The 25,705-nt window shown below is 54.8% G+C and carries 21 protein-coding genes and 9 pseudogenes; 9 read left to right on the forward strand and 21 right to left on the reverse strand.

Going from position 1 to position 25,705, the window contains the following annotated elements; all coding sequences use genetic code 11:
* Positions 1–278: 278 nt before the first annotated feature.
* Positions 279–1,923: pseudogene (locus tag TKWG_RS08165) on the reverse strand (electron transfer flavoprotein-ubiquinone oxidoreductase).
* 442 nt (positions 1,924–2,365) lie between these two features.
* Between TKWG_RS08165 and TKWG_RS08170 the strand changes: the two are divergent.
* The 3 genes and pseudogenes from TKWG_RS08170 (at position 2,366) to TKWG_RS08180 (ending at position 4,255) form a co-directional block, all read left to right on the forward strand.
* Complete coding sequence (locus tag TKWG_RS08170; protein ID WP_014750387.1) at positions 2,366–2,836, forward strand: acyl-CoA thioesterase; 471 nt, start codon at positions 2,366–2,368, stop codon at positions 2,834–2,836.
* Between the two features lie 56 nt (positions 2,837–2,892).
* Positions 2,893–3,599: pseudogene (locus TKWG_RS08175) on the forward strand (CoA transferase subunit A).
* 2 nt (positions 3,600–3,601) lie between these two features.
* A complete protein-coding gene (locus tag TKWG_RS08180; RefSeq protein ID WP_014750389.1) occupies positions 3,602–4,255 on the forward strand; it encodes a CoA transferase subunit B in 654 nt (217 codons plus the stop codon).
* A 45-nt stretch (positions 4,256–4,300) separates the two neighbouring features.
* On the opposite strand, the gene TKWG_RS08185 is transcribed toward TKWG_RS08180, so the two are convergent.
* Entirely contained in the window at positions 4,301–4,822 is a 522-nt protein-coding gene (locus TKWG_RS08185) for a winged helix-turn-helix transcriptional regulator (RefSeq protein WP_014750390.1), read from the reverse strand.
* Between the two features lie 120 nt (positions 4,823–4,942).
* Between TKWG_RS08185 and TKWG_RS08190 the strand changes: the two are divergent.
* A pseudogene (locus TKWG_RS08190) lies at positions 4,943–6,198 on the forward strand (MFS transporter).
* A gap of 148 nt (positions 6,199–6,346) precedes the next feature.
* On the opposite strand, the gene TKWG_RS08195 reads toward TKWG_RS08190, so the two are convergent.
* Positions 6,347–6,730, reverse strand: coding sequence for a DUF423 domain-containing protein (locus TKWG_RS08195; RefSeq protein ID WP_041709209.1), 384 nt, complete (start codon positions 6,728–6,730; stop codon positions 6,347–6,349).
* Positions 6,731–6,866: 136 nt separating this feature from the next.
* Here TKWG_RS08195 and TKWG_RS08205 point away from each other — a divergent pair.
* Positions 6,867–8,653 (forward strand): annotated as a pseudogene (locus TKWG_RS08205) (aminopeptidase P family protein).
* 224 nt (positions 8,654–8,877) lie between these two features.
* On the opposite strand, the gene TKWG_RS08210 reads toward TKWG_RS08205, so the two are convergent.
* Positions 8,878–9,816, reverse strand: a complete 939-nt coding sequence (locus TKWG_RS08210; RefSeq protein ID WP_014750395.1) for a YeiH family protein — start codon at positions 9,814–9,816, stop codon at positions 8,878–8,880.
* 361 nt (positions 9,817–10,177) lie between these two features.
* Here TKWG_RS08210 and TKWG_RS08215 point away from each other — a divergent pair, with 361 nt between their 5' ends.
* Positions 10,178–10,969, forward strand: a complete 792-nt coding sequence (locus tag TKWG_RS08215; RefSeq protein WP_238534339.1) for a LysR substrate-binding domain-containing protein — start codon at positions 10,178–10,180, stop codon at positions 10,967–10,969.
* Positions 10,970–11,060: 91 nt separating this feature from the next.
* Here the strand turns inward: TKWG_RS08215 and rpmG are convergent, their stop codons facing one another.
* The 14 genes and pseudogenes from rpmG to TKWG_RS27020 form a co-directional block, all read right to left on the reverse strand.
* Positions 11,061–11,228 (reverse strand): 50S ribosomal protein L33, encoded by a 168-nt coding sequence (rpmG, locus tag TKWG_RS08220; RefSeq protein WP_014750397.1) that lies wholly within the window; start codon positions 11,226–11,228, stop codon positions 11,061–11,063.
* A gap of 36 nt (positions 11,229–11,264) precedes the next feature.
* Positions 11,265–11,501: a 50S ribosomal protein L28 gene (rpmB, locus tag TKWG_RS08225; protein ID WP_014750398.1), complete on the reverse strand. Its 237-nt coding sequence runs from the start codon at positions 11,499–11,501 to the stop codon at positions 11,265–11,267.
* Positions 11,502–11,862: 361 nt separating this feature from the next.
* A complete protein-coding gene (locus TKWG_RS25925; protein ID WP_264300285.1) occupies positions 11,863–11,985 on the reverse strand; it encodes a hypothetical protein in 123 nt (40 codons plus the stop codon).
* 44 nt (positions 11,986–12,029) lie between these two features.
* Positions 12,030–13,100 carry a multidrug effflux MFS transporter gene (locus TKWG_RS08230; RefSeq protein ID WP_014750399.1) on the reverse strand — a complete coding sequence of 357 codons (1,071 nt, stop codon included), beginning with the start codon at positions 13,098–13,100 and terminating at the stop codon, positions 12,030–12,032.
* Positions 13,084–14,480: pseudogene (locus TKWG_RS08235) on the reverse strand (MATE family efflux transporter). Before TKWG_RS08235 ends, TKWG_RS08230 begins: the two are co-directional and overlap by 17 nt.
* A 6-nt stretch (positions 14,481–14,486) precedes the next feature.
* A pseudogene (locus tag TKWG_RS08240) lies at positions 14,487–16,228 on the reverse strand (ArnT family glycosyltransferase).
* Between the two features lie 515 nt (positions 16,229–16,743).
* Positions 16,744–16,869 (reverse strand): annotated as a pseudogene (locus tag TKWG_RS27015) (pentapeptide repeat-containing protein); the annotation flags it as partial.
* A gap of 115 nt (positions 16,870–16,984) precedes the next feature.
* Positions 16,985–17,251, reverse strand: a complete 267-nt coding sequence (locus TKWG_RS08245; protein ID WP_014750401.1) for a type B 50S ribosomal protein L31 — start codon at positions 17,249–17,251, stop codon at positions 16,985–16,987.
* Positions 17,252–17,605: 354 nt separating this feature from the next.
* A complete protein-coding gene (locus TKWG_RS08250) occupies positions 17,606–17,863 on the reverse strand; it encodes a hypothetical protein (RefSeq protein ID WP_238534340.1) in 258 nt (85 codons plus the stop codon).
* A 221-nt stretch (positions 17,864–18,084) separates the two neighbouring features.
* Complete coding sequence (gene kynA, locus TKWG_RS08255; RefSeq protein WP_014750403.1) at positions 18,085–18,939, reverse strand: tryptophan 2,3-dioxygenase; 855 nt, start codon at positions 18,937–18,939, stop codon at positions 18,085–18,087.
* Positions 18,940–19,208: 269 nt separating this feature from the next.
* Entirely contained in the window at positions 19,209–20,465 is a 1,257-nt protein-coding gene (gene kynU / locus TKWG_RS08260) for a kynureninase (protein WP_014750404.1), read from the reverse strand.
* Between the two features lie 49 nt (positions 20,466–20,514).
* Positions 20,515–21,147, reverse strand: coding sequence for an arylformamidase (gene kynB / locus TKWG_RS08265; protein WP_014750405.1), 633 nt, complete (start codon positions 21,145–21,147; stop codon positions 20,515–20,517).
* Between the two features lie 91 nt (positions 21,148–21,238).
* Entirely contained in the window at positions 21,239–21,625 is a 387-nt protein-coding gene (locus TKWG_RS21390) for a JAB domain-containing protein (RefSeq protein ID WP_171815142.1), read from the reverse strand.
* Positions 21,604–21,846, reverse strand: a pseudogene (locus TKWG_RS27020) (UPF0758 domain-containing protein); the annotation flags it as partial. The pseudogene TKWG_RS27020 and the gene TKWG_RS21390, both read right to left, overlap by 22 nt.
* A 164-nt stretch (positions 21,847–22,010) precedes the next feature.
* Between TKWG_RS27020 and TKWG_RS08275 the strand changes: the two are divergent.
* The 3 genes and pseudogenes from TKWG_RS08275 to maiA all read left to right on the forward strand — a co-directional run bounded on the left by TKWG_RS08275 (position 22,011) and on the right by maiA (position 24,089).
* Positions 22,011–22,486: pseudogene (locus TKWG_RS08275) on the forward strand (FKBP-type peptidyl-prolyl cis-trans isomerase).
* On the forward strand, positions 22,486–23,439 hold the full coding sequence (ispH, locus tag TKWG_RS08280; RefSeq protein ID WP_014750408.1) for a 4-hydroxy-3-methylbut-2-enyl diphosphate reductase: 954 nt from the start codon (positions 22,486–22,488) through the stop codon (positions 23,437–23,439). The pseudogene TKWG_RS08275 and the gene ispH overlap by 1 nt, the downstream one beginning before the upstream one ends.
* Positions 23,440–23,444: 5 nt before the next feature.
* On the forward strand, positions 23,445–24,089 hold the full coding sequence (gene maiA / locus TKWG_RS08285; protein ID WP_014750409.1) for a maleylacetoacetate isomerase: 645 nt from the start codon (positions 23,445–23,447) through the stop codon (positions 24,087–24,089).
* Here maiA and TKWG_RS08290 read toward each other — a convergent pair.
* From TKWG_RS08290 to rsfS, 3 genes are all read right to left on the reverse strand, one after another.
* Positions 24,071–24,673 carry a Maf family protein gene (locus TKWG_RS08290; protein ID WP_014750410.1) on the reverse strand — a complete coding sequence of 201 codons (603 nt, stop codon included), beginning with the start codon at positions 24,671–24,673 and terminating at the stop codon, positions 24,071–24,073. The genes maiA and TKWG_RS08290 overlap by 19 nt on opposite strands.
* 95 nt (positions 24,674–24,768) lie before the next feature.
* Positions 24,769–25,239 carry a 23S rRNA (pseudouridine(1915)-N(3))-methyltransferase RlmH gene (gene rlmH, locus TKWG_RS08295; RefSeq protein WP_014750411.1) on the reverse strand — a complete coding sequence of 157 codons (471 nt, stop codon included), beginning with the start codon at positions 25,237–25,239 and terminating at the stop codon, positions 24,769–24,771.
* A gap of 8 nt (positions 25,240–25,247) precedes the next feature.
* On the reverse strand, positions 25,248–25,655 hold the full coding sequence (rsfS, locus tag TKWG_RS08300) for a ribosome silencing factor (protein WP_014750412.1): 408 nt from the start codon (positions 25,653–25,655) through the stop codon (positions 25,248–25,250).
* Positions 25,656–25,705 lie beyond the last annotated feature (50 nt).

The raw sequence follows: 25,705 nt of genomic DNA on the forward strand, positions 1-25,705 counted from the left end.
GGTTTCAGCTTTTTTTGTACAGGCACCATTCAACCTTCTGGCTATCGGCATGTAGACGCAGTATGTTGGCGCGCACAGGCGGTGTTGTACTTCATTGCAGGTGTACTTCGCCGGTGATCAGCTTATTGTGTTAGTGCTTTCGGTTAACAACGAAGCACAGAGACGAACAAAAAGCCTGCCAGCACGGTAAACATGCTGGCAGGCTTTCTATTGAGCTGGTCTTGTAGGATGGCGACGGTCGGTCTAGTGTGCCCGGCCGACCATTGGGATGACGCGTATTACAGGCCGTTATATACCGGCCCTTCACCGCCCTGAGGCGCTACCCACACAATGTTCTGCGTAGGGTCCTTGATATCACAGGTCTTACAGTGTACGCAGTTCTGCGCGTTGATTTGCAGGCGATCCTGGTCCTGATCGTCCTTGACGAACTCGTAGACACCGGCAGGGCAGTAGCGCTGCTCGGGCCCGGCATAGACGCGTAGATTGGTGTCGACCGGGATCGAGGCATCTTTCAGCGTCAGGTGCACCGGCTCGTTCTCTTCATGGTTGGTGTTCGAAATAAATACCGAAGTCAACCGGTCAAAGGTGAGCTTTCCGTCAGGCTTGGGATAATCTATCTTGGCACACTCGGCAGCCGGTTTCAGGCACTCGTGATCGGCTTTGGTGCGATGAATCGTCCAGGGCATTTTGCCCTGAAGACCAGTTGCTCAATGCCAGTCATGAGGGTGGCGATCAGCCGTCCTTTTTTGAACCATTGCTTGAAGTTGCGAGCCTTGTTCAGCTCCTCATACAACCAGCTCTGTTCAAACGCGATGGGGTAAGCCGACAGAATGTCCTGGCTGCGTTCGGCGGTGAGTGCTTCGAAAGCTGCCTCGGCCGCCAGCGAGCCGGTCTTGATGGCGGCATGGCTGCCTTGATGCGACTGGCATTCAGAAAGCCAGCCTCGCAGCCGATAAGCGCGCCACCGGGGAAAACCAGTTTGGGCAGGGACAGCAGACCGCCAGCGGTAATGGCGCGAGCGCCATAAGCGATACGTTTGCCGTTCTCAAAATACGGCCGGATGCTTGGGTGGGTTTTATAACGCTGGAACTCGTCGAAGGGCGACAGCCATGGGTTGGCGTAGTCCAGGCCCACCACCATGCCGACCATGACAAGATTGTCTTCCAGGTGATACAGGAAAGAGCCGCCATAGGTATCTGAATCCAGCGGCCAGCCTGCGGTGTGAACCACCAGGCCTTTTTTGAATTTTGCCGGATCAATTTCCCACATTTCCTTGATGCCAATACCGTAGCTTTGCGGGTCACGACCCTGGTCGAGCTTGTATTTCTCAATCAGTTGACGTCCCAGCTGGCCACGCGAGCCTTCGGCAAACAAGGTATATTTTGCATGTAGCTCCATGCCTGGCTGGTAATGCGCGGTCTGGTTGCCATCACGGTCCAGGCCCATATCGCCAGTGGCTACGCCGCGAATACCGCCGGCCTCGTTGTATAGCAATTCGGTGGCTGCAAAACCGGGGAAGATGTCAACACCCAGTGCTTCGGCCTGCTCACCGAGCCAGCGCGTTACATAGCCCAGGCGTACGATATAGTTGCCTTCGTTATGAAAACAGGGTGGCAGCGCCCAATTTGGCGTGGCTTTTTGTCCTGTTTCGCTCAGGAACAGAAACTGGTCTTCGGTCACTTCTACGCCCAGCGGCGCGCCTTTTTCTTTCCAGTCCGGAATGAGTTCGGTCAATGCCTGCGGATCCATGACCGCGCCTGAAAGAATATGCGCGCCAATTTCGCCGCCTTTTTCAAGTACGCAGACTGAGTAATCCTGTCCCTTTTCCTGACAGAGCTGTTTGAATTTGATCGCTGCAGCCAGACCTGCCGGTCCGCCTCCGACGATCACAACGTCATATTCCATTGATTCGCGTTCTGACATTCGCGCTAACTCCTGAGATAATGTAATTCTGTATTTAATGTCGATTGTATTGCAATGAGGGCGCAAATGCAGTTCTTTATGCCTGAAGTCGTTGTTAACTGCGGTGAAACGGCAGAATGATCTGACTGGCGGAACAGACAACGTCAGATGCCTGACTATCGGGTGAAAAACCGTTCGGTCGTGCTGGGCGGTTAAGGGCGTCGCAAATCAAAAAAGGGGCGAACATTCGGGGGGGGTGCATGCGGATGAGGGGCTAATCAGGCGACCCGATCCTGGCTGTTCATGCTGCGGTGCGAAAAGAAAGAGCCGTATTGCACCGATATTCAAGTCGGGTCGTTGTACCTAGGACAAGTACCAATAAGGCAGGCCTGCGCCGGGTTGGTGTAACAGAAATCTGCTACAGTATCTCCAGTGAAAACAAGGTCATTGAAGGAGATCATTAATGCCCGATAGTGTATTGTCGGCGCCTGAACAGGGCGGCTCCGTGCAAGGCGAACACCGCCATGTATTTGTCCTGCGATGGGCCGATATGGATGCATTGCAACACGTAAACAATACCGTGTATTTTCGCGCCATTGAAGAGGCCCGCATGCAGATTTTCGGGCCGTTGCGGCATCTGTTTGGCCCGGGTATCGGTGTCGTGCTGGCACGCGCGGAATGTGATTTTCTCAAGCCCATGAGCTGGCCAGGCAATATCGAAGTCGTGCACCACCTTGTAAGAATTGGTCGCTCCAGCATGGAATGCAATATTCTTATACGCAAGCAAGGCGAGCCCGAGATCCTCTATGCGCGTTCCCGCGCAGTTGTGGTCCTCAGTGACCTGGCATCGGGAAAATCAAGTCCATGGCCGGCAGCGCTGCTCGAGCAGTTGCAAAGGCAGTTTGCGGCGGCCCCATCACACGCCGGTGTATAAGCCGAAAGGCGTACCAGCTTGTCATTCATGTTTCATTATCAGTAAAGGAAGAGTAAATGGATAAGGTATTTGCAAATGCCAATCTGGCGCTCGAAGGCATCGTAGCGACGGGCAGATGATCGGCGTTGGAGGGTTCGGTCTTTGTGGCATTCCCGAAGCACTCATTGCGGCGCTGCGCGATTCAGGCGTTAAAAACTTAACGTGCGTGAGCAACAATGCGGGTGTTGACGGTTTCGGACTTGGTCAGCTGCTCAATACGCGGCAGGTCAAAAAAATGATCGCCTCCTATGTGGGTGAGAATAAAGAATTCGAACGACAGTATCTGAATGGAGAGCTGGAACTGGAATTTACGCCCCAGGGCACTCTGGCGGAAAAATTGCGCGCCGGGGGCGCGGGCATACCTGCTTTCTTTACACGCACCGGGGTGGGCACCATCGTTGCCGATGGCAAGGAAATTCGCGAGTTCGACGGCCACGAATACGTGATGGAGCGTTCACTGACACCCGATGTGTCACTGGTCAAGGCCTATATCGCCGATCGCAGTGGCAACCTGATTTTCCGCAAGACAGCTCGCAACTTCAACCCCAACGTGGCGATGGCCGGCAAAATCACCGTGGCCGAAGTGGAAAAAATCGTTGAAATAGGCGATCTGGATCCTGATCAGATTCACCTTCCCGGCATTTACGTGCAGCGCATCGTATTGAACGAGAATCCTGAGAAACGGATTGAACAACGCACCACACGTCCGTCCAAAGGAGAATAAACATGGCTTGGAATCGCGATCAAATGGCTGCGCGTGCAGCAAAAGAACTGCAGGACGGATTCTATGTGAATCTGGGTATTGGCCTGCCTACGCTGGTGGCCAACCACGTACCGCCAGGTGTGGAAGTGTGGCTGCAATCGGAAAACGGCCTGCTCGGTATCGGCCCTTTTCCGACCGAAGAGGAAATTGATCCGGACATGATCAATGCCGGCAAGCAGACCGTCACAACGCTGCCAGGCTCGTCTATTTTTTCATCTGCAGATTCGTTCGCCATGATTCGTGGCGGCAAAATCAATCTGGCTATTCTGGGCGCCATGCAGGTATCTGAAAAGGGCGACCTGGCCAACTGGATGATCCCCGGCAAGATGGTCAAGGGCATGGGTGGCGCGATGGATCTGGTGGCCGGCGTGGGCCGTGTCATTGTGCTGATGGAGCATGTCGCTCGTAAAAAAGACGGCACTACCGACATCAAATTGTTGCCCGAGTGCAACCTGCCATTGACCGGCGTGGGGGTCGTTGATGTGATCATTACCGATCTGTGCGTCATGGAAGTGACGGACAACGGCTTGAAAGTGACCGAGCTTGCTCCTGATGTCACCATCGAAGAAGTACAGGAAAAAACCAAGGCAAAACTGGATCTTTCTGCATTCGCCTGATCGGCATCCGTTTGCTGAGTAAGCGCCAGGCATCGTCTGACTCATTTACCGCTTTTTCGCAGGTGTATGAGTCTTTGATGTCGGGCGCTTTTTGTTTCCAGAAGCAAGGCGTTGCACTGATGGTGCAGGCTTAATGACCCGCGTTGCGCTTGCGGCGACAACGTGATCCTCCTGAGAAACCGGCTGCATTAAACGCAATGGCTTCCCCGATTGGATATCGATAAGCTGTGAATGCGCCTCTTGCGGCGCAAACAAGTGCTGTTCTCCCCACTGTCGAAGTGCCACTATGACCGGAAAAAGCGTTTCTCCCTTAGGGGTGAGCGCGTATTCCTGATAGGCGCTGCCATCAGATGCCGGCCGCACCTCAAAAATGCCGGCTTGCACCAGGTTGCGCAGGCGATCTGTCAGAATACTTCTTGCAATTCCCAGGTCACGTTGAAAATCACTGAATCGGCGTTTGCCATCGAAGGCGTCCCGCACCAGCAGTAACGACCAGCGGTCCCCGACCAGATTTACTGAACGCGCCACGGGACATGTCTCGTCCTGTTTTTTCTGCTGTACGGCCATGTTGATTCCTTGTTTATTGCCTGATGCGTTGGAAAAAAATCAAATCAGTATCATTTTAGTACCAGTTGCCTTATAATCAAACTAGTCTTTATTTGAGACTGGTTTGATTTAGGAGCTGATATGCCTGGATACGAAGAGGCTTGGGAACCGAACTCGGAGCGTCGAATGCCGCGTGCGCTCGTCGCCCTGTTTGCCGGCGCCAGCGGGTTAAGTGTTGCTAACGTCTATTATGCTCAGCCGCTGCTGGATGCTTGGCAGCAGATTTTTCCATCACTCATGCGGCAGTTGGCGGTGTTATCACGTTCACCCAGATCGGCTGTGCGCTGGCTTTGTTGCTGCTGGTGCCGCTGGGCGACCAAATGGATCGGCGTCGCCTGGTGCGCCTCCAGTTAGTCGCGCTGTTTGTCGCGCTACTTGGCGTTGGACTGGCCTGGTCCACCACGGCTTTAATGTCTGGTATGTTGATGGTAGGAATGCTGGGCACGGCAATGACACAAGGATTGATTGCGTATGCCGCCACGGCAGCCGCGCCGGGCGAGCGGGGACGGGTGGTAGGCGCAACCCAGAGCGGCGTCGTCATCGGATTGTTGTCGGCACGGGCGCTGGCCGGGGTAGTCGCGGATCTGGCAAGCTGGCGCGGGGTGTATTTTTTTTCGGCCCTGCTGATGCTAGTGCTGGGCCTGATGTTGCTGCGCGCGCTGCCGGCACAAGCGGCGCCGGTACGGCGGCTATCCTATGGGCAACTGATGCTATCGATGCTTACGCTGTTACGCCAGGAGCGGGTGTTGCAGATTCGCGGGATGATTGCTTTGCTGATGTTCGCCGCTTTCAGCGTTTTCTGGAGTGCGCTGGTTCTGCCCTTAAGTGCGCCACCGTACTCTTTTTCACATACCGCTATCGGCGCATTCGGCCTGGTGGGTGTGGTAGGTGCTTTGGGCGCAGCCCGCGCAGGGCACTGGGCAGACCGGGGTTTTGCGCAAAGGGCTAGTGGACTCGCACTCATTCTGCTGCTGGTGTCGTGGTTGCCCCTGTCGTTGATATCTCACTCTCTGTGGTGGCTCATAATCGGGATCATTGCCTTGGATCTGGGTGGTCAGGCCATTCATGTGACGAATCAAAGCATGCTTTTCAACACACAAGTGCAGGCCCATAGTCGCCTGGTAGGGTGTTATATGCTGTTTTATTCAGTCGGCAGCGGCCTGGGTGCCATTGCTGCGACCGCTGTCTATGCGGAGTTCGGCTGGCAAGGCGTTTGTTGGTTGGGAGCAGGCATGAGTGGAGTGGCGCTGGCATTCTGGGCTTTGACTTTGCGCTATATGCCGGATAACGCATCTGCCTGTGCCCGCCGACCGCCGCATTCGTGTGCCGCGATCTGACCGCATTGCTGCTTCTGCAGATGTCATGACATACTCTTGTGCAGCCATTGCGTTGCCAGCTGGCTTGCCATGTCAATACTGTTATGCTGGCCGGCCCAGGCTCGGTACCGCCCGGGCGCAGCGTCTTTTGCTGGATGTGTCTGGACGGTTATCGCCCGGTTTTGCTGCTCGCGGCCAAAGCCAGGCATAACCAGCCCGCCAGAAAACATAAGCCGCCGATAGGTGTAACGGCCCCTAACCATTTTACGTTGGTCAGTACCAGCACGTACAGGCTGCCGCTGAAAATAACAATACCTGCTGCAAAAAGCCGGCCGGTCCAGCGCAGGGCGCTTTCGTTGATATGGGCGGCCAGGCCCACCAACATCAAGATCGCCAGCGTATGGATAAGCTGATAGAGTACGGCGGTGTGCCAGATGGGCAGCAACGCCGGGTCCACATGGTTTTTCAGGCCATGGGCACCGAATGCACCGGCGGCTACGCCGATAAAACCGCTGATGGCGGCACCGCGAATTAAAGCAGAGAAGGTAGTCATAGGGCAATGTGTTGGAATATATCTGGGCCGACCGCATGTTTTTTTTGCGATGATGGTGTATTGTAAATGTTTGCGCACACTGTGATGTCTGTTGCGGTGATGCATATACGATTGTTTCCCGGAGTTCCCGTTTACTATGTCAACCGCTTCTGAACGCCTGCAGCAATTGCGCATCGCAATGGCTGCTCAGCATATTGATGCCTACCTCATTTTGTCTGCAGATCCCCACCAGTCTGAATATCTTCCGGAGTACTGGCAGGGGCGACGCTGGCTCAGCGGTTTTACCGGGTCTGTCGGTACCGTGGTCGTCACCAGCGATTTTGCCGGGCTGTGGGTGGATTCGCGCTATTGGGAGCAGGCGGAAAAGCAGCTAGACAATAGTGGTCTGACGTTGATGAAACAGGGACAGGCCGATGTGCCAGTGTCAACGCATGGCTTGAAGCGCATCTTGCAAACCGGCAGGTCGTTGGGGTAGATGGTCACGTGCTCAGCCTGAAAGCGGCGCAGGAGTTGCGCCAGTCTCTGACGCGCAGCGACAGCATATTGAAAACCGATAGCGACTTGCTGGCGGTAATCTGGCCGGACAGGCCGGGTTTGCCGGCGGCGCCGGTGTTTGAACATAGTGCACCCTTTGCCACACGCAGCCGCCAGCGGAATGTGCAGGCGGTGCGCCAGGCCATGACCCAGGCTGGCGCGCAGTGGCATTTGATCAGCGCGCTGGACGATATTGCCTGGGTATTGAATCTGCGCGGTTCCGACGTTTCCTATAATCCGGTCTTTCTGTCGCACCTGTTGATCGGACCAGACAGCGCTGTTCTTTTCGTCGATAAGACAAAATTGGTTCCCGAATTGATCGCCCGACTTGCCGCCGATGGTGTCACTGTAGAGGGATACGATGATATTCAGGGTGCATTAACGGCATTGCCCCACGAGGCGCTACTGGTTGACCCGGCGCGGACAACAGTGGGGTTGCTTGCCCATGCTCGTTCGGTCTCATTGATCGAAAAACTCAATCCTTCGCAACGCTTCAAATCCGTCAAAAACCAGGCCGAGATTGCGAATGTGAGACAGGCCATGGAACAGGACGGCGCGGCAGTGTGTGAGTTTTTTGCCTGGTTCGAAACGGCTATGGAAAATGGCGAACTGGTGACCGAGCTGACGATTGATGAACAGATCACCGCAGCCCGTGCTCGCCAGCCACATTTTGTCTCGCCCAGCTTTTCCACCATTGCCGGTTTCAACGCCAACGGGGCTATGCCACATTACATGGCAACGCCCGAATCATTCTCCGTTATTGAAGGCGATGGCTTGTTGCTGATTGATTCAGGTGGTCAGTATCTGAACGGCACCACCGATATCACGCGGGTGGTGCCTGTCGGTCAGATCGGTGCTGAGCATCGCCGCGATTTCACGCTGGTGCTAAAAGGCATGATTGGACTGGCCGCTGCCGTGTTTCCGGAAGACTATCCGGCACCCTTGCTGGATACGCTGGCACGTGCGCCGCTATGGGCACAGTTACTGGATTTCGGCCACGGGACCGGGCATGGAGTCGGGTATTTTATGAATGTGCATGAAGGCCCGCAAATGATCTCGCATCGCGCCTACCGTTTTCCCGATACCGAGATGAAAGCCGGCATGATTACCTCAGATGAACCCGGCCTGTATCGTCCGGGTCAGTGGGGCATTCGTATTGAAAACCTGATCTGCGCAGTACCGGCGGGCCAGTCAGAATTTGGCAATTACCTTAAGTTTGAAACGCTGACGCTATGCCCGATTGATACGCGCTGTATTGAACGGCAATTGCTGAGTGAGCAGGAGCTGTCTTGGTTGAACGCCTATCATGAAGAGGTTTATCGCCGGTTGGCGCCTCGGGTATCAGGTCACGCGCTGACTTGGCTGCAGACCAGAACCGCAGCGATCTGATCGTGGCGGTCAGCGGCAAGTGATTGGCCAGAATGACAGTCGTCATTATCTGCGATGATAATTTTGGCAGCTAAAATACTAGCGACAACCGGTAAGTGGGATGCCAATACAGTGTGTGTTTATCCCTTACGCTTACCCGTTAGCAATTAGGTGTCGTAAAAAAAAGACCGCCTCCGGTAAAACAGGGGCGGTCCTTTTTTAGGCTCAGACAGATGGCAACGCTTCTACATCTGCCCCATCATGTATTGCACAATCAGGCTGCTGACCGATACGGCCATCCATACCAGGAAACCCAGCAGAATAGGGCGCGGGCCGGTCGCAAAAATTTTGCGCATATCGGCAGACAAGCCGACTGCGACCAGTGCGACAACAATCAGGAACTTGGCAGCGACATTGATCCAGTCAAGCATGATTTCGGGCATCAGGCCAGTACTGCGCGTTAGCGAAGCAAGCAGAAACCAGACAATGAACCATGGAAATATTTTTGCCAGGCTGACAGACTGATTGCCCTGTCGGCGATTGCGCATACCGACCAGAACAACCAGAAACAGGCAGATCGGAATGATGAGGGTAGCGCGGGTCAATTTGACGATCGTGGCAAAATCCCCGGCCGCATGGCTATAAGCATAACCGGCAGCCACCACAGAAGACGTATCGTTAATTGCCGTACCCGCCCACATGCCGAAACCGTAGTCACTCAACCCCAGCATATGTCCCAAAGCCGGGAAGGTGAGTACTGCGACAACATTGAACAGAAAAATGGTGGAGATGGCGAAAGCCGTATCATGCTCCGAGGGTTTGAGAATTGGCGTAACTGCGGCAATGGCCGATCCGCCGCAAATGGCGGTGCCTACACCGATCAATGTTGTCAGGTCAGACGGTGTGCGCAACAGGCGCCCCAGCAACCAGGCACTCACAAACGCCACTGCTACGGTTACCAATGTGACCGCCAGCGATTCTCCGCCGGTTGCCATGATCTGGGTAAAGCTCAGACCAAAGCCGAGCAGGATAATAGAGACCTGCAAAATTTTCTTGGAAGAAAAGGTGATGCCGGGCTGCAAGGTGGCATGCAGGCCAAATGCGCTCCGGTAAACTATCCCCAGCAGGATACCGAAAACAGGTCCGCCAATAATGGGCAGGGCGCGCCCGGCAAACTCGGCCACCAGGCAATCGCCACCGACAGAAACAGTCCTGGCCAGAGCGAGTTTTTGCGAGGCTGGGCAGAGCTGCTACCTTTCACTGGATGCACACTGCTTGCAGCAGGTGTGACAGTGGCTGACAAAGCGTGGGAAGACGTGGCCGTGAGTGTCATAATATATTAAATATCCATTAGCTTATTACTGATAGGTATCGATCATAGGCCTGGATATGGTATAAGTAAAGTTACAATAGTTTATAAGTAGAATAAGGAAAACTGATGGCTTCATTCAGTCCGAAACAGCTTGATGTTTTTATCAGCATCGCGCGTCTGGGCAGTGTCAAGCTGCCGCCGATTCTTTGCATCTGACTCAGCCGGCCGCCAGCATGGCGCTGGCTGAACTGGAAAAGCAACTAGGTGGTCCGTTGTTTGATCGCGACAAGGGCAGGTTGTACTTGAACGAAAAAGGCAGACGACTGTTGCCAATGGCGCAGGAAATCATTGAAAGAATGATTGAGTTTCGCCAGCGCGCCGATGATCAGGCAGATGTCCTGACAGGAGAGTTTCGGATTGGCGCCAGCAATACCGTTGGCAATTATCGGGTCGGTGATTTGTTGAGCGGTTTCGTGCTCAATAATGACAGGGTGACGGTTTATCTGAATGTGGCAAACACAGATGAAATTGTCCGGCAGATTGTCGACCACAGCATAGATGTGGCTTGTGTGGAAGGCGCCGTGCACCACGAGGCCATCGAGTCGGTGCATTGGATGGACGACTCGCTATGCGTATGCACCCGTCCGGATCATCCGCTGGCGGCAATCCGCAATCTGCAGCCGGCTGATTTCGTTGACGCGCGCTGGATTTTGCGTGAGCGTGGGTCAGCTACACGAGCGGTCAGCGATGTGGAACTGGATAAATTGCCACAGGCCAAGGTGGTGATGGAACTGGGTCAGATCGAGGCCATCAAGCAGGCAGTGATTGCCGGACTGGGTATTGCATTTTTACCGCAGGTTGCGGTCACCCATGCGGTCAGTTCCGGCAGGCTGGCATTGCTTCATACGCCGTTTTTGAACCTGACGCGACAGTTGTCCATTATTTATCATCGATCGCGCTATCAGGGCCGGCTGATGCGCAGCTTTCTGGACTCTGTGAGATCGTCGGCTCGGCCCGAACAGTAAAACGGCCCAAACAAAAAACAGAAAGCCCCGCGTTTGCACTGCTTTGTGACGAGCAGGCGGCCGCAGGGCCTGGTGTTGGGTAACCAGCAGATTACTTGAGCTTTGTTTCTTTGTAATCTACGTGTTTGCGCGCAACGGGATCAAATTTTTTGATCAGCATTTTTTCTGGGGTGTTGCGTTTGTTTTTGGTCGTTGTGTAGAAGTGACCAGTACCAGCTGTGGATTCCAGCTTGATTTTTTCGCGAATGCCTTTTGCCATGATGGGCTCCTGGAGTTAATCGTTAGTAGGAATGAATTAAACGCTTTGGCCGTTGGCGCGCATTTCAGCAAGAATGACATCAATGCCTTTCTTGTCGATCGTGCGCAGGGCGTTTGTAGAAACGCGCAGACGAACCCAGCGATTTTCGCTTTCAACCCAGAAACGGCGGCTCTGCAGGTTAGGCAGGAAACGGCGTTTTGTTTTATTGTTTGCGTGTGAAACATTATTACCGGACATTGGGCGTTTGCCGGTGACTTGGCATACTTTTGCCATGATCGTGACCTCGTTAAGTTTGAAGACCTGATTTTTGGCCCAGGCCAGCCTTCTGTGGGGCTTCTGACTGCAGGCAAGTCCTGAGACAGAAGCTGAAAAAATATTACCCTGAAAAACGTTTTGCCATAAGGCTCGTTCCTATTTGGCTCGCTCTATAAGACACGTTTTGCCATAAGACCCGACGTTCATGTTTTGAACGCATATCGCTACCCAACGTTTAGTTCACAACGTTAAGTTTTAGACATTCAATCAAGGTTAGCCATAGATTATAAGACGAAAAACGAAATAAATTCAAGCATTTATTGCCAAACCGTGGGATTGTGCCCACGCCAGCGGCCAATTTTCACAACGGCCGCTCGGATCAGCCGCCAAAATAACGATCTGCTGGCTTGGCCAGCACCTTGCCACACAGCAGTGCCAGCAAGGTACAAATGGCCAAACCGACAAATAGCGGCACGGGGGTGCTGGCCAGGCTGCTGCTCACGATACTGCTGCTGAGTGTGCCGAATAGAAACTGCAGGCAGCCCATTAATGCAGAGGCAACGCCCAGTCGATGTCCTTGATCCCGGAGGCCAATGCCGTTGCGTTGGGCAGGATAAAGCCCAGGCTGGTGGTAAAACCCAGCAGTGTAAGCGTAAGCAGTGTGAGATTGAGCATCCCGGCCAGGGATAGACTCAGGCCGATAAGAATACTCACGAAGCCACAGGTCAGGGCGGTACGCAAAATGCCCAGGGGCGAGTGTACGCGCAGCAGGCGGGCGCTGATCTGCGAGCCTACAATAAGACCGAACGCATTTAAGCCAAAAAACAGGCCAAAATGCTGTTGCGGCACGCCATACATATTAATAAAAACAGTGGGCGAGACCGAAATATAGGCAAACAGGCCCGACATGCCGATACCGCCGGCCAGCGAAAAGCCCATGTAATTGCGGTCGCGCAGCAGACCGGCATAGTTTTTTGCGATGGTGCGCAAGTGCAGTGGCACTGCCTTTTCTGGCGGCATGGTTTCCCTTAGCCGGAAAATAGCCAGAAAGAACATAATGGCGCTGTAGAACAGCATGACGGCAAACAGGCCGCGCCAACCGGTGACCGGCGATAGGTAGCCACCCATTAACGGCGCCAGAATGGGTGCAACACCCATGATCAGCATCATCATGGACATGGCCATGGCTGAATCCCGGGTATTGAGCTGATCACGAATGACGGCGCGCGGAATCACCATGGCAGCCGCCGCCCCACAGGCCTGGATGCAGCGGAAAAACAGCAGGGACTCGACGCTGCTAGCCAGCGCACAACCGATAGTGGCCAGCATGTATATCATCAGGCCACCCAGTAACGGTTTTTTCCGCCCGTAGCGGTCGGCGATCGGACCATAAAACAACTGTGATAGTGCCAAGCCAAGCAGATACGTGGACACCGTCAGCTCGACCCGATGTTGCGGGACTTGCAAATCTGCCGAAATTGCAGGGAAAGAGGGCAGATACATATCAATGGTGAGCGGGCCGATGGCGGTCATCAGACCCAACAGCCACAACCACAGGGGTACTTTTTTATCGATGGATTTTGACTTTGTGCTGTGCACGCTATCTTTTTTGGACATTGACTGACTTCCAGTACCAAATGGCAAGTGTGATGGCGCAGAGCAGCATGCTGAAACTGCACATGATCCAGAGTGAAGCTACGCCTGGCGGTGCGCCTGGTGTGAGCACGGCGGCAAGACCGTCCAGCAGGCGGTAGCCCGGGCCGAAGCCGAAATACCAGCCGCCCAGAAGGCCAATGCCAAAGAGCGATCCGGTTTGGATCACAAATGGCATGGTCGCTATTTTGTGCGCCCGCAATATATAGGAGAGCATGCATTGTAACGCATCGCTGGTATGTAACAGGGGAAGTATCGTCAGCAATGCATAGGCCATGGCGGCGATCGCCGGATCGGAGGTGTAAATCTGTATGATCTGTGGCCTGGCCGCCATGACTGCCGCCAGGCTGAGGGCGACGCCACCCAGGCCCAGTCCGATGCCGATGCGTGCCAGACGCCGGGCCTGCTCAGGCTGCTGTGCCCCAAGGGATTGCGCAACCAGCGATGAGGTCGCGATGCCGATAGCCAAAGGGAACATATACAGTAATGAAACCAGATTGGCCAGGATCTGGTGCCCGCCAGAGACAAAGGTGCCTTCGCGTGCGGCCAGCAAGGCCATGAAGGTAAAGGAGCTGACTTCAGCCAGATAAGAGCCGCCCATAGGCAGGCCCAGTTGCAAAATTTCTTTTTGCGCCGGCCAGGCTGGTTTGCCCAGCCTGAGCTGAAACTGCCGGTAGAACGGCTCGCGCAGGATAGCCACGATGCCAACCATTAGCGCAAGCCAGGACACAATGGCGGTAGAGGTTGCAGCGCCGGCGCTGCCCAGGGCGGGAAAACCACCATATCCGAAAATAAGCAGCCAGTTAAAGAGCAGTTTGACCAGCACAGAGGCCAGGCTCACATACATCAGCAGCCGTGGGCGCTGTACGGCGGTTGCAAGCGCATAGACGCAGCGGAACATCAACGCGGCCGGTAACGCTATGCAGCAAATGCGCAGGTAAACGGCCACTTCCTGCCGGACCTGCAAGGGTAAATCGCCAGAGAAGCTAAGCCATATATCAGGAAACAGGAGCAGGGCGCCGCCCAGCGCGGATAAAAACAGCGAGAGCCAGATTCCCTGTCCAATGAAACGGCCGATTTCGGCATGCCGCCGGGCGCCGAACAATTGCGCGCAAATAGGCACCAGGCGTGAATGACGCCCATCAGCCCGATATGAATTGTCATGAAGATTGAGACCGAGAGCGCCATGGCCTGCAGTGACACGGGATTGGTATGGCCAAGCATGGTGCTGTCCAGCACGGCAAAAGCGATTCCTGCCCACTGGCTGATCAGCATCGGCCATGCCAGGCGCACTATCTTGCGGACGGGACCATGTCCGCCCGTCCGGATGGGGCGCAATGACATGGTCGATTATCTGGGAGGCAGTTGAATCAGGCGAAAGACCTCGTGTCGGTCCGGCCGGCGTTTTCCCTGCCAGATCACGGTGGCATTATCCGGGTATGGCTCGGCCTCGTCTTCTATTTTCTCAAAGGTCGTCTGCAGCAATACATATTGGCACTTGGGGTCAAAGGCAAACTGCAGTCCGTCAAATACATAGAAGGCGGCGCGCTGCCCCAGACCCACGCCATGCTGCCGAATGCAGTCGGCCGGGATATTGTTTTGCTGAATGACTGTGGCCAGTTCTTTGGACACGGCTTTATAACTACGGTTGTAATTGATCGATGGCAGCCACAGCAGCGCCAGCAGCATCCATGTGAGGGTCAGGCCGGTTGCCGACAGAACGATGCCGCGCCAGAGAACTGCTGGGTTGCTGCGCAGGCGCCAGGAGACAGTCCAGATCCAGGCAACGCATACGCCGCTGGCCAGAATCAGTGCAATGATGGAAATGTCGGGCTCAAAGCCGGTTAATAGTCGTGTGATATTGTGATGGATTTTCGGGGGCCAGCCAAAATTGAGTGCGACCCATCCGAGCCAGGTGGCGACCATGGCCAGCGACATAATCATGATCGAGAACCAGTCGAGCGTGTTGACGAATGAACGACGCAACGTTGGCAGTGAGAGCGCGGCAAGAATCGCACATGGCACGGCAAGCATGGCGTATTCGGATTCGAATGCATCTTTCTGAAAAACGACCGTGAGTATGGCAGCACCAAGCAGCAGTGCGGGAATGAAGATATGCGGCGCGTCCATCCATTTGCGCCAGTTCCACAAGGCAATAATCATAAAGGGCCAGGTTGGCCACAGAAACCACGACAGATCGCGCAGTGTGGAAAAAATCTCGGTTGGCGAAGGCAGGCTGAACAGCGAGTTGTTCCAGAAAACGTAACTGTTGGTCCAGTAACTGCTGGTATTGCTGGCTACAGCCAGCCAGATCAGGCAGCAGGCGGCGGCCAAGGCGACGCTCCAGGCAAGCCAGAGCTTTTGTTGTCGGCCGAAGTTGCGGAAAAACAATAGCGCGATCAAGGTAAGCAATACAGGTACGTCCACCGATTGCCCGCGCGTCAGAAACGCAGCGCCCAGACCAAGACCGGCCAGTGTGCTGCCTTGTATGGGATGGTCAAGCATGCGCGCCACGCCGTAGAATGCCACGGCTGGCACATCATGATCAAGGGGAAATTGGAGGTCTCGTGCATGCGGATGACGATGCCGATCGTAGCGATAATAAACAGTACCGCAGCATCGGCAATCATCCTGCCGTAGTCCTGGGGATTGGGTTCTCCGCCAAACGGCAGCGCGAGCGGCTGGCATTCCTCGCGTCGTGCCAGAAGATAGGTTCCGTACCATGTCGCCCAGATAATAACGAAAAAGTAAATGAAGATGGGCAGACGGGCGGCGGTGATTTGCGCTTCCAGCGGTGCCTGAAACAGCATAAAGACGGGGCTGAATATTTGAATGAACAGTGTCCCTATCCAGGTCAGGAGCGGACCCTCCTGGGCGTACGCGTAATTGCCGATTTGCGGCAGCAACCAAGCATGCTCCTGTCCGCGAAATGCAGTCAGCATGGTGGCCAGGCCAGTCAGGTCATCTGTTTTCCATGGATCGCGATAGAACAGCCCGGCAAAAATATACAGCACACCAACTACCAGCAACGCTGTTCGGGAAAGTTTGCGGGTGGCGATTTCGGTCAGGCGGGAGGGCGTCGTGCGTTGCATGTATGAGTATTGGAAGTACAACTGATGGATTCCACGCATTTTAGCTGAAAAAGCCGCGCTAAAAGCCCCGCTGCTGTTTTTGTTTCCCGCCAGAGTAACAAAAATATGTCACCGTGCTTCCGTTGATGTGGTGGCGCTGCAATGACGGGACGTACCTATGGCAAAGGGGGGCAGTTCGGTTTTGGGTCAGATCGATTGCTGCTTATATGTCATAGTGTAAGGAGCTATGGCGGCAATGAATGTTCGTTATTTGTGTTGGTGGTGTTTCAGTCAGGTCCTGGTTCGAGCGCTCTTGCTGCAAAATGCAGAGGATGGGGCGATGAATGGGTGGTCAGACAGATTAGAGAACAGCAGGTCTGTGTGCGGATGGGGGGGCTGGTGATTGGGACGATGAATGCGTGATTATGTGGTTGTAAATACCCATCTCACGGCGCAAATTGAAAGCCCCGGCTTACAAGGGAGGGGTGCAAGCTTAAAAGTTTCAGGCGCGAGCTTAGTGAGCGGTAAAGGCGCAATTAATGATACAGATATAAGCTAAAAACAGATTGGTTAAAGGTGCATTGGTTAAAAGTACATTGGTTAAAAGTACATTGATTAAAAGTACATTGATTAAAAGTACATTGATTAAAAGTACATTGATTAAAAGTACATTGGGCATAAACTGAGCAGTAGTGCTGTTCAGTTTATGCCCAATGCAAGCTGGCTGATGATAGTGGCTGCCGGACTCGGTGTTCCCGTAGAACCGGTGCCGAAAAATCAGGAAGCTTTTTTACGTGTGCCGGCAGTGGTGGCGAAACGGGCGCGGAATTTCTCAACACGACCTGTTTCAACGATACGTGTTTGCGCACCAGTGTAGAAAGGATGGGACTCGGCAGTCACATCACATTTGAAAAGCGGGTAGGTTTTACCATCCAGTTCGATGGTTTCGCGTGAGTTCAGCGTAGAGCGGCTGATGATTTTTGAACCAGTTTGCTGGTCCAGAAACACGACTTCGCGGTATTCTGGGTGAATACTATCTTTCATGATTAAGTCCTGAGGGTTTGACGGGTCGCCAGCCTTGTGCCACTGCTCAAATGCCAGGTGCAAAAAGCAACGTATCCAAAAATTTAATCCAGCATTCTAGCACAGAAGTCATTGAATACATAGCATATTCGTTGAAAAAACGACAGGTAAACGCCCTTTTTTTTACGGACAGGCATGGATGGCACGGCTATTTTCATTGGCGAGGGGCATGTTGCCGGCCTATAGTGCGCCTTATGATCCATATGTTTCTGGGGAAGCGCCTGGCTGGCGTTCTGCGATTGACGCTGGCCTAAGCCAAGCCTCAAGGGCCGTAACCGGCAGCGATTGGCAGCTCGGCCTATGCCTGGCCCTGGCTCAGGCGTTGACAGTCAGTCCCGGCAAATCGACGGTAATGCTGGGCGAGCCCAGGGCATTGATGCAGTGGCGCGCCAGCAATTCGCGCTGGTCGGGATGGTTCTGTAAAAAATCGTAACCCATGGCATCGGTCACTCCCAGAATCCGGTCTAGCACCAGCACCTTGCCACTGGGGCGCAGCGGTTCGCATTCGAGTTCTTCCCATTTATCAACCAGCCATTGCTGCGATTGCGCCGCGAGGGCGGAGGTGGGCTCCATATTAAGCTGAACCTGTAGGGACTGGGTTGCGGAAAAAATAAAGTTGACGTCGCAGCGCATGGGACCTCCGGGCGTAATGGCAAAAGCGCACAAACTGCACTGTAGAAAAAATGACGAAAAAATACTGTCACGATCATGACAATGTGAGACGATGCTGCATCGTTGGTCGCTTCGGATCCGTACGGCCGGACGCGCGACCCAATCCGGGCTGCGGTTGCCGGTCACAGATGGGTGCGTAATGTCCATATTTCGGGAAACAGAACAACATCCAGCATTTTGCGCAGATAGTTTACGCCCGAGGTGCCGCCGGTACCACGCTTAAAGCCGATTATGCGCTCTACAGTCGTCACATGGCGAAAGCGCCACAAGCGGAAGGCGTCTTCAATATCGGTCAGCTTTTCGCCCAATTGGTACAGGTCCCAGTGCTCATCGGGCTCTCGGTATACCTGTAGCCAGGCCTGCATGACGCCGTCACTGGCTGTATACGGCTGGGTCCAGTCCCGGTCCAGGTGATCCAGGGGGACTGCAATGCCACGTCGGGCCAGCAACTGCAATGCCTCGTCGTAGAGCGATGGCTGCTCATAGGCCTGCAATACCTGGGTGTAACGATCCGGATGGTGCTCGTGAGGCTTGAGCATGGCGGCGTTCTTGTTGCCCAGTAAAAACTCGACTTGCCGATACTGAAAGCTTTGAAAGCCACTGGAGGCGGCCAGCCACGGTCGCAGTGCCGTATATTCCGGCGGCGTCATTGTGGCCAGCACGTCCCAGGCATGAACCAACTGCTCCATGATGCGTCCGACCCGTGCCAGCATTTTGAAAGCCGGGTTCAACTGGTCGTTGCGCAGGCTGGCAATAGCCGCATTCAGTTCGTGCAGCATCAGCTTGATCCACAGCTCGCTGGTCTGGTGCTGGATAATGAACAGCATTTCATTGTGCTCGGGGGACAGCGGATGCTGTGCGCCCAGCAGTTCATCCAGATGCAGGTAATCGCCATAACTCATATCGCGCGAGAAATCCAGTTTGGCATTTTCACTGGCCATTGCGTCTGCAGAGGTGGGTGCTGTCGGTTCTTTCATGCTTGGATTCCTTTGAGCCGGCTGGCAAATTAGTCGTGGGGCTGGCCTCGCCCTGGGGGCGTCTGCAACGTTGCGACTATTGGTCAAGAACGATGCAGCGACCGATTCAGTTTACTCAACCATCCGGGCGCGCACCCAAAACAATGGTTTGGGCGTATAAATTCCTGGTTGGCACTACAGGGCAGGGCAGGGCGGCGTCACTGTTTGTGACGAGATCAAAATTAAGGCAACCGGGATAATTAAGGCAACCGGGATAGGTCCCGATAGGCTCAGGTGACTGTCTGTTTTGCCGAAAATGTGTCGGATCGCCAGGCCTCGCCTTGCAGCACCGATTTCAATTGCATTACGGCATCCCACACGTCGGTATAACGCAAGTAAAGCGGCGTGAAGCCGAACCGCAGTACGCCGGGTTCGCGATAATCGCCAACCACGCCCTGCGCAATCAATGCCTGAATGATTGCGTAGGCACCCTCCGGATGGCTCAGGCTGACCTGGCTGGCCCGTTTTTCGGGATCGCGTGGCGATACGAGCGACAACCCAAAGCCGGCACATTCTTTTTCGGCCAGTTGAATAAACAGGCTGGTTAATGTTTGCGCCTTTTTGTAGATTGCAGGCATGCCGCCATAGCCCTGCGCCTTCAGAAAGACATCCAGGCTGCTCTCAAGAACAGACATCGCCAGTATCGAGGGCGTGCCGCAAAGATAACTGCGAATACCGGCAGCCGGCTGATAATCTGTCTCGAATGCAAAGGGGGTTGCGTGGCCCATCCAGCCGGTTAGTGGTTGCGTGATTTGATCGACATGTTGCGGATGGACCCAGACAAAGGCGGGTGAACCCGGGCCGCCATTGAGAAACTTATACGTGCAACCCACGGCGAAATCAGCCTGGCAACCGCACAAGTCGACCGGAATGGAGCCGGCAGAGTGACACAGATCCCAAATCACCAGCGCGTTGTGTGCGTGCGCCTGGCTGGTGATCTGCGCCATATCGTAAATTGCGCCGCTACGATAGTTCACGTGAGTGAGCAACAACACTGCCAGATCATCATTAATGATCGAGTCGATTGCCTCGCCGTCGACCAGTTCCAGCGACATGTCAAATTGCGCGCACAGACTTTGGGCAATATAAAGATCAGTGGGGAAGTTGGTTTTTTCGCTAACAATTTTGCGTCGGGCAGGATGACGCTTGCGGGCAATCTGAATCGCGCTATAGAGCACCTTGTACAGGTTCAGGGAAGTGGAGTCGCAAACCACAGTTTCGTCTTGCCCTGCGCCGATTAGTGGGGCGATTTTGTTGCCCAGCCGCATGGGCAGATTGATCCAGTCGGCCTTGTTCCAGCTGGCAATCAGATCATCGCCCCATTCCTGCAGCATGACCTGTTTGGCCCGGATCGGTGCCGCCAGAGGCATGATTCCCAATGAGTTACCGTCCAGGTAAATCGTGTCCGGCGGCAGGTGAAATTCGCTGCGTAAAGGGCTGAGCGGATCGATAGCGTCAAGATTCTCGTAGAAAGCGCGGTTGGTCATTGTTGTTCCAGGTAGATGGCAATCGCAATTATCGTTTCGGTGTCTGCAATTATAGCGATCGCAATATTGCTCTAACCGGGCTGGCATCCGCGCTGATCCATTTGAGCGGTAACGCGATCAGTTCATAGTCACCTGCAGGCACGTGGTCCAGCACCAGATTTTCCAGGACGCGCATGTCGTATTGGCGTATGCGCTGATGGCTCTCGAGCGATTTGCTAGCGGCTGGATCAATGCTGGGTGTGTCGATGCCAATCAGAACAATGCCATGCTGATGTAGTAAATCCAGCGTTTCAGGGGCAAAGCTGGCAAAGGTTTCCGACCAGTCGCTGGTGCGCGCCCGCTGGCAACTGCGCACCAGCAGTCGAGGCGGACACCTCGCCATGGCACCTGCAATATCGTTGGGATAGATCAGGCCGTCGGCGCGCAAGATATGCAGGACGCGGCATGGACCGATAAAGGGTGTGAGTGACAAATGACCTGCGGCACGGCCATCACTGTCGTAATGCAGGGGCGCATCGGCATGGGTGCCTACATGCGGGCTGAGCGTAATTTCACTGACATTGACAGGGCATTCGGCCGACTGGGTCCAGCTCCATTTTTGAGTGTACGGCGTGTCTCCCGGAAAGACGGGTGACTGCGTATCCACGGCTGCGGAAATATCCCATAGTTGTTTGTTGCTCATGATGTGGGGCCTGCTGGGTCAACTAAGAAGGCGATGTGCTGCAAGAGCCAGAACGCACTGGCCTGATAGGCAGTATAGCAGTTGTCATTGTTTACAGCTTGCCCAGTTCTGCCAGCGATATGGCCGTTGCACCGGCCACGATGATATGGTCCACCAGGCGGATGTCCAGCAGCGCCAGGCCGCGTCGCAATTGCTGCGTAAGCTGGATATCGGCCAGGCTGGGCTGCGCCAGCCCCGAAGGATGATTGTGTGCCAGAATCACGCCCCAGGCATTGTGACGCAGCGCGGTGGCGGCAATTTCGCGAGGATAGACTGCCGTCTGGTTCAGCGTACCGCGCGAGGCCTCTTCGTGATGAATCAGCTGGTGGCGCGTATTGACCAGCAGCAACAGGCATTTTTCCACGACTTCGTGTGATAGCAGGCTGATGCAGAAATCGCGCACCACTGCAGGACGGTTCAATTCCGTATGAAATTGCAAGGTATCCTGCATATGGCGTCGGGCAAACTCGACTGCGGCCAGAAACGAGCAGATTTTAGCGTCGCCCAGCCTTTTATTTTTCTCAGGGATTCATAGTTGCTTAGCAGCAGATTGCGCGGGCCGCCGACCTGATCCAGCACATATTGGGAAAATTGCATGATATTCATCTGTGCCGAGCCGGTACGCAGCAAAATGGCCAGCAACTCGGCATTCGATAGCGCGGCGGCGCCAGGGCCAGTAGTTTTTCGCGTGGTCGCAGCGCACCGTCAGGCATTGGGGCTGCACCGCTGGCGGTGTCCTTGGCAGAATCAGGGTAAATGGCGGTGTACGTGTTCATTGTCAGTTAAAATGAGGTTTTACAGAAAACGCACTACGGTGACAGATTTTGACCGCGAATTCCCAGTCCATGAATCCAATTGTCCATGCCCAATCTTACCTGACCCTGCACTATCGCATTACGCTGATGTCCGGGCCAGGTGCCGATTCGGTTTTTATTGACACCTTTACCGGCAAGCCAGGCACGCTGCAATTGAGCACGGGACAATGGTCTCCCTCCATGGAGCGCCGCTAATCGGGCATGCCGAAGGTGAATCGTTCAGTTACGAGCTGCCTGCGCAGCACGCGTACGGCGAACGCAACCCGGAACTGTTGCAGCGCGTTACCCGTCAGATGCTGGATCGCGACGCGGGCCCCGATGCGCAGTTCGAGCCTGGCGATATGGTTGAATTTACGGCGCCAAACGGTGGGCGTTATTCCGGTATTTTCCGCAAGTGGGATAACGATACGGCACTTTTTGATTTCAATCATCCACTGGCAGGCGTCGATTTGCGTATTGATGTCAAACTGCTTGGAGTTCTGTAATGGCTCAAAATAGCGAAGTCATCCTGGCCGAACCGCGCGGTTTTTGTGCGGGCGTTGACCGCGCCATCGATATAGTAGAGCGTGCGCTGGAGTTGCACGGCGCGCCGATCTATGTGCGTCATGAAATCGTCCATAATAAATTTGTGGTTGAAAGCCTGCGCAGCAAAGGTGCGATTTTCATTGATGAGCTGGATCAGGCGCCAGCCGGCGCCATCGTCGTGTTTTCTGCTCACGGGGTGTCGCGTGCCGTACGCGCCGAAGCGCAATTGCGTGATCTGCGTATTTTCGACGCAACCTGTCCGCTGGTGACCAAGGTACACATCGAAGTGGCAAAAATGCACGCTGCGGGCCTGGAGATTATCATGATCGGCCACAGGGGGCACCCCGAAGTGGAGGGAACGCTTGGGCAGGCAGTCGGCCGCATGCATTTGGTGGAAACCCCGGAAGATGTCGCTGCCTTGCAGGTCGACAATCCAGAGAACACGGCGTTTGTTACCCAGACGACACTCTCCATCGATGACGCAAAGCGGGTGGCTGATGCGCTCAGGGCAAAGTTTCCCGGCATTGTCGAGCCCAAGAAAAGCGATATCTGCTACGCGACCCAGAACCGCCAGGATGCAGTCAAGGTGCTTGCGCCCGATTGCGATGTGTTTTTTGTGGTGGGCAGCGTCAACAGTTCCAACTCGAACCGGCTGCGTGAAGTGGCCGAACGGCTCGATTGCGAGGCTTATCTGATCGATAATGCCCAGGCCATTCGCCCTGAGTGGGTCCGGGATGCCAAAAAAATAGGCATTACGGCCGGCGCATCCGCTCCCGAAGTGCTGGTTCAGGAGGTGGTTGAGCGGTTGAAGGCGCTGGGCGCCATTTCGGTTCGCAGAATGGACGGAACAAAAGAAAACGTGACGTTCCCCTTGCCAAAGGAACTGTCACGCAAACAACAGGCAGGGAGATAATGCAGATGAAGCTATATGGGTATTTCAGAAGTTCGGCGGCCTACCGGGTCAGAATTGCGCTGAATGTCAAACAGCTGGGATACGAGTCAGTGCCTGTGCACCTTATTCGTGACGGTGGCCAGCAACTGGCGCAGACCTACCGCGAGCTCAATCCAACTGCACTGGTGCCCACCTTTATCGACCAGAATGTGAGCATTGGCCAATCCATTGCCATCATGGAATATCTAGAGGAGGCATATCCGCAGGTGCCCATTCTGCCTGAAACGCAGGCCGGCAGGGCGCGTGTGCGTTCACTGGCGCAGTTTATTGCATGTGACATTCATCCGTTGAATAATCTGCGGGTGCTCAAGTACCTTAAACGCGAGCTGGGCGTTACCGAAGAAGTCAAAAACGAGTGGTATCTGCACTGGATCCGTCAGGGGTTTGATTCGCTCGAAAAAATGCTGGCCTCTTCAACCGATACCGGGGTTTACTGTCATGGCGATACGCCGACCATGGCCGATTTCTGCCTGGTGCCGCAAGTGGCCAATGCTCGCCGTTTTAACCTGGATATGAATCCGTATCCTACGATAGTCCGCATCGATGCTGCCTGCAACAAGGAAGAAGCGTTTATCAATGCAGCGCCCGACAATCAGTCCGACGCGGAATAGGCGCGCCCCAGCAGCCGGCACGTTTCAAATAGCGGCAGTCCCATGACGCCGCTATAGCTGCCGCTGATTGATGCCACAAAGGCGGAGGCCAGGCCCTGTATGCCATACGCGCCGGCCTTGCCGATACCCTCGCCCGAGCGTACATACCAGTCGATCTCGTCTGCGGTGAGAGGTTTAATTACCACATCTGTAATAGAGACGTCTTCATACAGGCGCTCACGCCAGGCCAGCACGATGGCCGTGTGCACCTGATGCGTCTGCCCGGAAAGTGCCAATAACGCCTCGCGCACGTCATTTTCTGTATGAGCTTTCCCCAGAATCTGCGAGTCCATCATCACGGTTGTATCGGCTGTGAGGATCGGACGGACCGGCAAGCCGCTGGCACGCAGATGCGCCACTGCGCGCTCAGCCTTTTCACGGGCGGTGCGCTTCACATAGCTGGCAGGATGCTCGCCGGGCAACAATGGTTCGTCCTCGCCGGGTGGCGCCGGCACTTGCAGAACATTGTGTGTGATGCCCATTTGGGTGAGCAATTGGTGCCGACGCGGACTGGCTGAGGCCAGGAAAATGGGTTGTGTTTGCACCTTCGTCAGCAGGGATCCTGCCGGGGCGGGGCAGCGTCCGATACGGTGTTGTTCAATGCAGTCATGATTAAGGCGTTGTGCCGGTACCAGCGTGTTCAGGCACGATGATAGGGGTGGTTGCTTAGAATGGCCCAGGCGCGGTACAGCTGTTCAGCCAGTACGATGCGCACCATCGGGTGTGGCAATGTCAGCGACGACAGGCGGATCAGGCTGGCGCAGCGCTTTTTGAGGTCTGCATCCAGTCCGTCCGGGCCGCCGATCAGAAAGGTGACGTCCTGGCTATTGCCGCGCCAGCCTTCCAGTTGCCGCGACAGGTCCATGGTGGTCAGATCACGTCCATGTTCGTCCAGTGCAATGACCAGACTGTCGGCAGCGAGCACCGCCTGAATGCGACGGCCTTCGGCTTCCATCATCTGCTGCGGGGTTTTTCCGGACGTTCTGGGTTCGGGCTTGATTTCACGCAGCTCTATTGTGCAATCGGCAGGCATCCGCTTGACATAGTCTTTCCATGCGGTAGTGACCCAGTCGGGCATTTTGTTGCCGACAGCGATGACAATGAGCTTCATGGGACGCTTTATTCTTCCATGTTGTCGTCATCGTCTTCGGCAAAACCCTGCACGGCAGGACCCTTGGATTGCTCCAGTAGCCGGACGCGAACCGGTTTGTCGCCCCATACCGCTTCCAGATTGTAGTATTGGCGAATCGCCGGTTGCATGCAATGGATGACAATATCGCCGATATCAACCAGCACCCATTCACCGGATTCCTGTCCTTCGAGCGCGATAATGGGTATTTTGTGCGCTCGGGCTGCATTGACGACGCTGCTTGCCAGGGCGCGCGTCTGGCGGTTGGAAGTACCGCTGGCGATAACGACCCGGTCAAACAGACTGGTCAGATGACTGGTGTTGAACACCCGGATATCCTGGGCTTTGACGTCCTCCAGCGCATTGATGACCAGACGTTGCAGTTTTTGTATATTCATAGGTAATAAGGTTTTCCGGTTTTCGGGGTAAGGGGCAGCAAGACAATCTG

Source organism: Advenella kashmirensis WT001 (assembly GCF_000219915.2).
In the GTDB taxonomy this organism is placed as follows: Bacteria; Pseudomonadota; Gammaproteobacteria; order Burkholderiales; family Burkholderiaceae_B; genus Advenella; species Advenella kashmirensis.